We start from the raw sequence: 243 nt of genomic DNA on the forward strand, positions 1-243 counted from the left end.
CCAAGGGTGCCGACAATTACGTGCGCCTTAGCGCCAAGAGGTTCCCGGTTGCGGAAAATACCCAATGCAACCCAAAGGGCGAGCAGCGGTGCGACGACAGAGAAAACCCCGACGGCCCCTGCGGCCACGTGGTGGATCACGTCCCCTGCCAGGCCCGACATGCCAAACCACTCGCGGAGTGCAATGACGACTGCCAGCCCAATGATCGCAAAAGCCAAGCCGTCGCGCCTCAACGAGGGCGTG

At 63.0% G+C, this 243-nt stretch carries 1 protein-coding gene; it reads right to left on the reverse strand.

What is annotated here, in order from left to right:
* Window positions 1-243 (reverse strand): hypothetical protein (locus QP415_RS12675; protein ID WP_285100308.1); only part of this gene is annotated, 243 nt, incomplete at both ends.

It is taken from the genome of Pauljensenia sp. UMB3104, assembly GCF_030217285.1.
Taxonomy (GTDB): Bacteria; Actinomycetota; Actinomycetes; order Actinomycetales; family Actinomycetaceae; genus Pauljensenia.